The 1,194-nt window shown below is 65.7% G+C and carries 2 protein-coding genes; both read right to left on the bottom strand.

From position 1 onward, the window contains the following. A partial coding sequence (locus OO52_RS45535) for an alpha-amylase family glycosyl hydrolase (RefSeq protein WP_037671643.1) occupies window positions 1-591 on the bottom strand: 591 nt, incomplete at its 3' end. Beyond that, window positions 588-1,194, bottom strand: a 607-nt coding sequence (locus OO52_RS45530; RefSeq protein ID WP_037671640.1) for a DUF3459 domain-containing protein, incomplete at its 5' end; no start/stop codon positions are given. The genes OO52_RS45530 and OO52_RS45535, both read right to left, overlap by 4 nt.

Here is a 1,194-nt window from a genome sequence, read left to right as displayed (position 1 = left end):
GAAGTGGAACGCCATGTGGCACTCGTCGCCGCCGGCCCGGAAGTCACCGAAGTAGTCGACGACGTCCTCGGGCCACTGGTTGGCCTCCGCCAGCAGCACCTTGTCGGGGTACTGGGCGTCGATCTCCTTGCGCACCCGCCTCAGGAACTCGTGGGTCGCCGGCAGGTTCTCGCAGTTGGTGCCCTCCTGCTGGTACAGGTACGGCACCGCGTCCAGCCGGAACCCGTCGATGCCGAGATCCAGCCAGAACTTCAGCGCGGAGATCATCTCCTCCTGCACGGCCGGGTTCTCGTAGTTCAGATCCGGCTGGTGCGAGAAGAAGCGGTGCCAGTAGTACTGCTTGCGTACGGGGTCGTACGTCCAGTTGGAGACCTCGGTGTCGACGAAGATGATCCGGGCGTCCTGGTACTGCTTGTCGTCGTCGGCCCAGACGTAGTAGTCCCCGTACGGGTCGCCGACGCCGTCACCGTTGCTGTCCTGGAACGAGCGGACCAGGACCTCGTAGAAGACGGCGCGTTTGAACCACTCCGGGTCCCGGTCCTTGGCGGGAGTGTCCTCGAAGGTGTCCGGAACGGGCTCATTGACGATCATATTGTGGGTGACCCTCCGATCTGCGGGGTGGACGGTCGCAGGACGGCGAAGACGTGCGCGGGCCTATGACCCGGTTCGAGGCGCACATAGTTGGCCCTGCCCCAGTAGTAGGTCTCGCCGGTGAGCTGATCGCACACCGGCACGGACTCGTGCCAGTCCAGGCCGAGTTGCGGCATGTCCAACGAGACCGTTGCCTCCTGGGTGTGGTGGGGGTCGAGGTTCACGACCACCAGAACCGTGTTCGATCCGCTCCGCTTCGAGTAGGCGATCACCGCGTCCTTGTCGGTGTGGTGGAAGTGCAGATCGCGGAGCTGCCGCAGGGCCGGGTGCCGCCGTCGGATGGTGTTGAGCTTGGTGACGAGCGGGGCGATGGTCCGTCCGTCGCGTTCGGCGGTCTCCCAGTCGCGGGGCTTGAGCTGGTACTTCTCCGAGTCCAGGTACTCCTCGCCGCCCTCCCTGAGCGGGGTGTTCTCGCACAGTTCGTAGCCGGAGTAGATGCCCCAGGTGGGGGAGAGGGTGGCGGCCAGCACCGCGCGGACCTCGAAGGCGGGACGTCCGCCGTGCTGGAGGTAGGCGTGCAGGATGTCGGGGGTGTTGGCGAAG

It is taken from the genome of Streptomyces flaveolus (assembly GCF_000716535.1).
Lineage (GTDB): Bacteria > Actinomycetota > Actinomycetes > Streptomycetales > Streptomycetaceae > Streptomyces > Streptomyces flaveolus_A.
This window is presented reverse-complemented; position numbering and strand designations above follow the sequence as displayed.